Annotated in this window: 9 protein-coding genes and 1 pseudogene; all 10 read right to left on the bottom strand. The window is 60.0% G+C overall.

Annotated features, from left to right (window positions below; translation table 11 throughout):
- Positions 1 to 407 (bottom strand): annotated as a pseudogene (locus ACT8X9_RS12205) (hypothetical protein); the annotation flags it as partial.
- A gap of 174 nt (positions 408 to 581) precedes the next feature.
- The gene (gene atpG, locus ACT8X9_RS12200; protein WP_444269163.1) at positions 582 to 1430 is read right to left on the bottom strand and encodes an ATP synthase F1 subunit gamma; all 849 of its coding nucleotides are present in this window, start codon (positions 1428 to 1430) and stop codon (positions 582 to 584) included.
- 19 nt (positions 1431 to 1449) lie between these two features.
- Positions 1450 to 2970 (bottom strand): F0F1 ATP synthase subunit alpha, encoded by a 1521-nt coding sequence (atpA, locus tag ACT8X9_RS12195; protein ID WP_227621664.1) that lies wholly within the window; start codon positions 2968 to 2970, stop codon positions 1450 to 1452.
- Positions 2971 to 3052: 82 nt separating this feature from the next.
- A complete protein-coding gene (gene atpH, locus ACT8X9_RS12190) occupies positions 3053 to 3592 on the bottom strand; it encodes an ATP synthase F1 subunit delta (RefSeq protein ID WP_249233672.1) in 540 nt (179 codons plus the stop codon).
- Positions 3589 to 4095: a F0F1 ATP synthase subunit B gene (atpF, locus tag ACT8X9_RS12185; protein ID WP_227621667.1), complete on the bottom strand. Its 507-nt coding sequence runs from the start codon at positions 4093 to 4095 to the stop codon at positions 3589 to 3591. Before atpF ends, atpH begins: the two co-directional genes overlap by 4 nt.
- A gap of 44 nt (positions 4096 to 4139) precedes the next feature.
- Positions 4140 to 4421, bottom strand: a complete 282-nt coding sequence (gene atpE, locus ACT8X9_RS12180; RefSeq protein ID WP_015564615.1) for an ATP synthase F0 subunit C — start codon at positions 4419 to 4421, stop codon at positions 4140 to 4142.
- A 52-nt stretch (positions 4422 to 4473) separates the two neighbouring features.
- Positions 4474 to 5217, bottom strand: coding sequence for a F0F1 ATP synthase subunit A (locus ACT8X9_RS12175; RefSeq protein ID WP_227621668.1), 744 nt, complete (start codon positions 5215 to 5217; stop codon positions 4474 to 4476).
- A 3-nt stretch (positions 5218 to 5220) separates the two neighbouring features.
- Positions 5221 to 5721 carry an ATP synthase subunit I gene (locus tag ACT8X9_RS12170; protein WP_444269162.1) on the bottom strand — a complete coding sequence of 167 codons (501 nt, stop codon included), beginning with the start codon at positions 5719 to 5721 and terminating at the stop codon, positions 5221 to 5223.
- A gap of 20 nt (positions 5722 to 5741) precedes the next feature.
- Positions 5742 to 6002: an AtpZ/AtpI family protein gene (locus tag ACT8X9_RS12165; RefSeq protein WP_249233675.1), complete on the bottom strand. Its 261-nt coding sequence runs from the start codon at positions 6000 to 6002 to the stop codon at positions 5742 to 5744.
- Positions 6003 to 6320: 318 nt separating this feature from the next.
- Positions 6321 to 6893, bottom strand: coding sequence for a hypothetical protein (locus tag ACT8X9_RS12160; protein ID WP_444269161.1), 573 nt, complete (start codon positions 6891 to 6893; stop codon positions 6321 to 6323).
- Between the last annotated feature and the right edge of the window lie 111 nt (positions 6894 to 7004).

Raw genomic sequence — 7004 nt, 5'->3', positions numbered from 1 at the left:
CCCCCGCCCCCCCCCCCTTGGCCCGGGGGGCGGGGGGGGGGGGTCTTTTTTATCTGGCCCGGGGGGGGGTGGGGTCTGGCGGCCTCCGGGGCGGGGGCGGGCTTGTTGTCCACCGGCTCGCCCAGCAGGTTGAACACGCGGCCCAGACACTGGTCGCCGACGGGCACCTTGATGGACTCGCCGGTGTCCACGGCCTCGGTGCCGCGCACCAGACCGTCGGTGCTGCTCATGGCGATGCAGCGGGCGACATTGTCACCGGTCAGCTGCGCCACCTCGACCACCAGCTTCTGGCCGTGGTTGTCGATCTCGATGGCGTTGAGCAGATCCGGCAGCTCGCCATCCTTGAACTGGATGTCCAGCACCGGGCCGATGACCTGGATCACCTTGCCGATGTGTTTTTCGGACATAGGCTACAACTCCTTCTCTTTTAATGGAATGCTCTTTGTCAGCGTCCTTGCCCTCTCAGTCACCTTCGGTGACAGCTCTCCCAAAGGGAGAGCCAAACGCGTTCCCGCATACTCCAAAGCCTCTCCCTCTGGGAGAGGTGGCGAGCGGATGCGAGACGGAGAGGGCAAGCCGCCTTAATTCTCCGCACCAGCCACGATCTCGGTGATCTCCTGCGTGATAGCGGCCTGACGGGCGCGGTTGTAATACAGATTCAGATGCTCTATCATCTCACCGGCGTTCTTGGTGGCAGCATCCATGGCCGTGCGGCGGGCGGCCAGCTCGCTGGCTACGCTCTCGCACACTGCGCCGTAGAGGACACCGGCCACATACTCGGGGATGATCGCGCCGAACACTTCCTCGCTGCTGGGCTTGTACAGGATCTGGCTCCGGCGTGCCTCGGCCTTCTGGGCCTCTGTAGGCTCGATGGTCAGGGGCAGCACCTCAAGGGTGATGGCCGTCTGGGTCATCATGGAGTCGAAGCGGGTATAGCAGAGCTTCACCGCGTCGTACTCGCCCTTGAGGAAGCCCTCCGTTATCTGGTGGGACAGGGTGAAACACTCGCTCACGGACACGTCCGCCGCCAGCAGCACCTCGTGGGTGAACAGGTCGGCCTCGTGGTGGGCGAAATACTCCGCCGAGCGCTTGCCGATGGGCAGGACGACGGCGGGACCTCCGGCAGCGTCGGCCTGCTTGAACACATTGGCGTTATAGCCGCCCGCCAGTCCGCGGTCGCCCGCGATGACCACCAGCAGGGTGCGCTTGATCTCGTCCCGGCGCAGATAGGGGTTGCGGGCACGGGGGTCCGCCGCCGCGATCTTGGTCAGTGATTCATACAGCGTTTCAAAGTAGGGGCGGCTGTGCTCCACCCGCTCCTTGGCACGGCGCATTTTGGAGGAAGCCACCAGCTCCATAGCCTTGGTGATCTGCATGGTACTCTCTACGCTTTTGATGCGCAGCTTGATGTCCTTCATGGAACCTGCCATGCGTTACGCCTCCTTCCTGTCAGTGCGCCTTGATAAAGCTCTCAGTGTAAGCGGACAGCACGCCCTTCAGAGCTTCCTCGGCGTCCTTTTCCAGCTTGCCGGTGGTGCGGATGGTCTCCATCACAGAGGCACCGGCAGCATCGGCATCCAGATACTCGTACAGGCCCTTCTCGTACTCTGCCACGGCGGGCACCTTGATGTTCACAAGGTAGTCGTGGATGGTCGCGTAGAGGATGGCCACCTGCTTTTCGACCGCAACGGGGGCCGAGCGGTTCTGCTTCAGCACCTCCACGATGCGCTCGCCCTGTGCCAGACGGGCCTTGGTGTCGGCGTCCAGATCGGAGCCGAACTGTGCGAAGGACTGCAGCTCGCGGTACTGGGAGTAGATGAGCTTCAGGGTGCCGGCCACCTTTTTCATGGCCTTGATCTGGGCGTTGCCGCCGACACGGGAGACCGAGATGCCGGGGTTGACGGCCGGCATGACGCCCGAGTGGAACAGCTCCGTCTCAAGGAAGATCTGGCCGTCGGTGATGGAGATGACGTTGGTGGGGATGTAGGCGGACACATCGCCCGCCTGCGTCTCGATGATGGGCAGAGCCGTCAGGCTGCCGCCGCCCAGCTCGTCGGAGAGCTTGGCTGCGCGCTCCAGCAGACGGGAGTGCAGATAAAAGACGTCGCCGGGGTAGGCCTCACGTCCCGGGGGACGGCGGATCAGCAGCGACAGGGCACGGTAAGCGACGGCGTGCTTGGACAGGTCATCGTAGATGATGAGGACGTGCTTGCCCTTGTGCATGAAATACTCGCCCATGGCACAGCCGGAGTAGGGCGCGATATACTGCAGCGGCGACAGCTCAGAGGCCGTGGCCGACACCACGATGGTGTAGCTCATGGCCCCGGCCTCGGTGAGGCTCTGGACGAGGTTTGCCACGGTAGAGCGCTTCTGGCCGATGGCGACGTAGATGCAGATGACGTCCTTGCCCTTCTGGTTGATGATGGTGTCGGACGCGATGGTGGTCTTGCCGGTCTGGCGGTCGCCGATGATCAGCTCACGCTGGCCGCGGCCGATGGGGATCATGGAGTCGATGGCCTTGATGCCGGTCTGGAGCGGCTCCTTGACGGGCTGGCGCTCAATGATGCCGGGGGCCGGGCTTTCGATGGGGCGGAACTCCGTCGTCTCGATGGGGCCGGCGCCGTCGATGGGCTGGCCCAGTGCGTTGACGACGCGACCGATCAGTGCCTCGCCCACCGGGACGGACACGACCTTGCCGGTGCGCTTGACGGTGCTGCCCTCCTTGATGCCGACGTCGGAACCCAGCAGAACGATGGAGACGGTGTTCTCCTCGAGGTTCTGCGCCATGCCGTACTCGCCGTTCTCAAACTGGAGCAGCTCGCCTGCCATGCACTTTTCCAGACCGCTGGCGCGGGCGATGCCGTCGCCCACCAGAATGACCGTGCCGACCTCGCTCTGCTCGATGACATTTTCGTAATGCTTGATCTGAGCACGGATGATCTTGGAGATCTCTTCAGGTTTCAGTTGCATTGTTGTGTCTTCACCACTCAATTCTTTGTAAACTTTCGGGTGGATGCCCTCTCAGCCAAAGCCGGAGAGCTTCGTATTGATTTTACAGCGTTGCCGCCGCGATGCTGCTGCGCAGGCCGGCGAGACGATTGCGGACGGTGCCGTCCAGCTCGGTGCCTTCGATGTCCAGCCGGATGCCGCCCAGCACGGCAGGCTCGACCTTCGTTTTGAGGTCGATGTGCTTACCGGTGACTTTTTCCAGCTTTTCGTGGAGGCGGGTGGTCTGCTCTGCCGTGAGGGGCACAGCGGAGACGGCGGTGGCCTCCAGAATGCCGTGAGCCTCATTGTAGCGCAGACGGTAGGCCCGGGCACAGCCCGGCAGCTCCCGCAGAGCGCCCTTTTCGCACAGCAGCTTCATAAAGTTGAGCACATAGAGGTGGACCTGCCCGCGGAAGGCCTCGTCCAACAGCGCACAGCGCTCTTTCTTGGGGATGCTGGGGATGCTGAGCAGATGCAGATACTCAGCGTCCCCGTTCAGCAGGGCGGTCACGCCTTCCAGTTCACCCAGAATGCGCTCGTCCAGCCCTTCCTCCGCGGCCAGGTCGTACAGGCTCCCGCCGTACATCCTTGCAGTCTCGGTCATGATGCTTCACCCACGTTTTTGATAAATTCGTCGATCAGATCCTGATGGTCGGCTTCCTTGATCTCGCGCTCGACCACTTTGGAGGCGATCTCCATCGCCATGCCGCCGATCTCGTCCTTGACCTCGTTGACGGCCTTCTTGCGCTCCTGCGCAATGTCGGCCTCGGCCTTCTGCTTGAGGGCAGCGGCCTGAGCACGGGCCTCGCCCAGCAGCTCCTCGCCGCGGGCGGCAGCCGTCTTCTGGGCGGCAGCTACGATCTGGCCGGCCTCGGCGCGGGCATTCTGCAGGTTCTGCTCATACTCCGCCTTCATGGCCTCAGCCTCGGCGCGCAGCTTTTCGGCGTCTGCGATCTGGCTGTCCGCCTTGGCCTTGCGCTCCGCGATGACTTTTTTGACCGGGTTCAGCAGCAGCTTTTTGAAGATCACGAGCTGGATCATCAGGTTGCAGACCTGAGCCAGAAACGTCCAGCCATCCAACGTGATCAATGCCTGATAAAGTTGCATAAGCGTCTCCCCTTTCTCTTGAAATCAAGCTCAGAAAGGAGCGCTTACTGCAGGTAGTTCATGAACATACCGGGTGCGAGGAAGATGAGCAGCAGGCCGGTGACGAAGCCGTAGATACCGGTGGTCTCAGACAGTGCGACGCCGAGGATCAGGGTGCTGGTCACGTCGCTCTTGCACTCGGGCTGACGACCGACAGCCTCACAGGCAGCAGCGGCAGCGTTGCCTTCGCCGATGCCGGGGCCGATACCTGCGATCAGTGCGCAGCCTGCGCCGATGCCGCAGCCAGCCAGAGCGATACCACGAGCAAGGAATTGAAAGTCAGTCATAGTTTGTGTCCTCCTGAAAATGTTTGTTTTTGGGGGATGCCGGGCGGGAGGCTTACTCCTCACCGGCAGCACGTTTGATGAAGATGGTGGTCAGGGTACAGAAGATGAACGCCTGAATGCAGCCGCCGAACCAGTCGAAATAGAGGCCCGTGAAGGCCGGGATGCCGATCTGGAACAGCTGGAGCTGGCTCAGGAAGCCGGGCAGCCAGCCAAAAATGACGTGGCTCAGGCTCGCCAGTGCCCAGTACAGCAGGGTGGAGATAACCGTACCGGACAGGATGTTGCCGAAGTGACGGAAGGCCATGCTGACGGGGGTGGACACCTCCGACAGCACATTGATGGGTGCCATCAGGAAGATGGGGTCCAGCAGGCCCTTCAGGTAGGCGAGGATGCCGTTGGTCTTGATCTTGTAGTACATGATGATGATGAACACCACGATGGCCCATGCCGCCTCGGTGTTCAGGTCTGCCGTGGGACTCCACAGGCCCACCACGCTGATGAGGTTGCAGCCGATGCTGAGTGCAAATATAGCACCCACCAGCGGGATGAACTTATCGAAGTGATAGCCCATGTTGTCGTGGACGAACTGGTCCAGCCGTTCCACGATGAACTCGGCGGCGGCCTGCCGTTTGGAGACGTTTTCCAGCTTGAGGTCACGCCCCAGCCAGAAAGCCAGAGCCGAGAGCAGCGCCATGACGATCCATGTGCTCACAAGAGTCTGGGTGATCTTAAAATCGCCCAGCACAGGGATATTGGTATGGATGGTATACAGGATCTTTGCGCCGTTCAGTTCCATTTGTTACGTTTCACCCCCTTTTTCATCGGGTGCGGACCGCTGTGCGTCGGCAGGCGCGGGGTCGTCCTCCACCGAGACGTCCACCGGCTCTGCCTTCGGCGTGAGCGGTTTGTACTTACCCGTTATTTGCAGGTAATAAATGGTGACACGAGGGAAAAACAGCGGCAGCACACCGGCAAAGGGCTGGAAGCAGGGGGCCGCGATGGCCACCACCACCCACAGCGCCTGCAGGAGCATCCGGCTGTTGTAGGAAAGCTGTAATGTTGCCTTGCGGCGCTTCTCGTCCGGCTCGTCGATGATCTTCTGGACCACGAAGCAGATGCCCGCAAAGTTGCCGATGGCGACGGCCGCGCCCACGAGGCTGCCGAGGATGACGGTGTAGTCGAACCTCACCCAGCCCACCAGATGCAGCGCCGCGAAAAGCACCCACAAAACGACGGTGCAGAATGCCGTGCCGCCCGCGATGCGGAGCAGCTCCTTTTTGGATTCCGGCTGTAATTTCATAGATCGATGTCTCCCTTATCTCATAGATGCGAGTTGAAGCCCGTCCGGCGGGGCTTGTCCTTTTTGGTGCGGTCGAGCCGCTCTTTGACGAAGACCCAGAAGTTCTGCGCCCCGGCGGCAAGCCCCAGCAGCACAGCGGGCAGATACACCCACATAGGCCAGCCCCAGCGGCTGACGGCCCACCAGCAGCCGCCCAGACACATCACCAGCGGCAGCAGCATATTCAGCCCCAGCTGGGTCAGCCAGACCAGATCTTCCAGCGCTTTATACCAGCCCTTCACCGTCCGGCCCCCCTCTGTGTGCGCTTCCCGACACGCTCTGTTTTTTCTCCGGGCCGGGATGTTAAACATTGAACGAAGATTCTTTACTCCCCATTATACTCAAACCGGCTGTAAAATTCAATCAATTTTCCACCTATTTTTAGCAAAATTCTATAAACGCGGAGAAGTTCGTCACTTCTAACCAAAAGTTTTTCCGCCCCGCCCCTCATCTTCTCTGCCTCTTCCATCATTCTTCCCCATTTGAGGCAGAAAAAGCATCTCTTCGGCTGAGACACAAAAAAACCGGTGCACATTTCTGTACACCGGGCATTTTTACTTTCAGGCTGCAATCGTAACGATGGTATAGACCTTACCAGATTTGATCTCTACGACCACACCAAATCCACTCGGGAGTTTTCCCTCAAACTTCTTGATTACATCGTCTTTCATGTCTTTTTTCTTTGCCTCAAACCATGCCTTGATCATGCTCTCGCTGAAGTCATTTTCATTGCATGTCATTCTATAGGTCACATACTTTCTCCCTGCAAGCTTCTGCTGGATTGCATTATCTGCTTTTGCCATCAGAGCTTTTCCATCTTCAACCTTTTTCTTGTCCGCTTCCGTCCAAGCATCCGGATTATTCGGAAGGTCTTTGATCAGTTCACTCGCCTGAACGTAGAACACTGCTCCTGCGCTCGTTGCTTCAACCAGTGCGTCATCTGCTTTCAGTTCAAATCCACTTACACCGTTTGCCTCAGCAAATTCCTTGGCATATGTCTGGATCCATCCCGTCGCCTGCTTCTCTTTTTCGCTGTCACGAGTAATTTTCGCGCTTCCAGAGCAGCCCGTCAGAAGGGTGAGAGACATGACTGCGGCCAGAACGGCAGCAGCAGCTTTTTTCCACAGTTTCATAAAAAATTCCTCCCCGGTTTTTCATCCATCGTTTCGGACGGATGTTGAATCCGCAGTCTGCCCCGGGGAGGCGGGGGGGGGGGGGGGGGGGGGGGGGGGGGGGGGGGGGGG

Source organism: Faecalibacterium sp. (genome assembly GCF_052358865.1).
Taxonomy (GTDB): Bacteria; Bacillota; Clostridia; order Oscillospirales; family Ruminococcaceae; genus Faecalibacterium; species Faecalibacterium butyricigenerans.
This window is presented reverse-complemented; position numbering and strand designations above follow the sequence as displayed.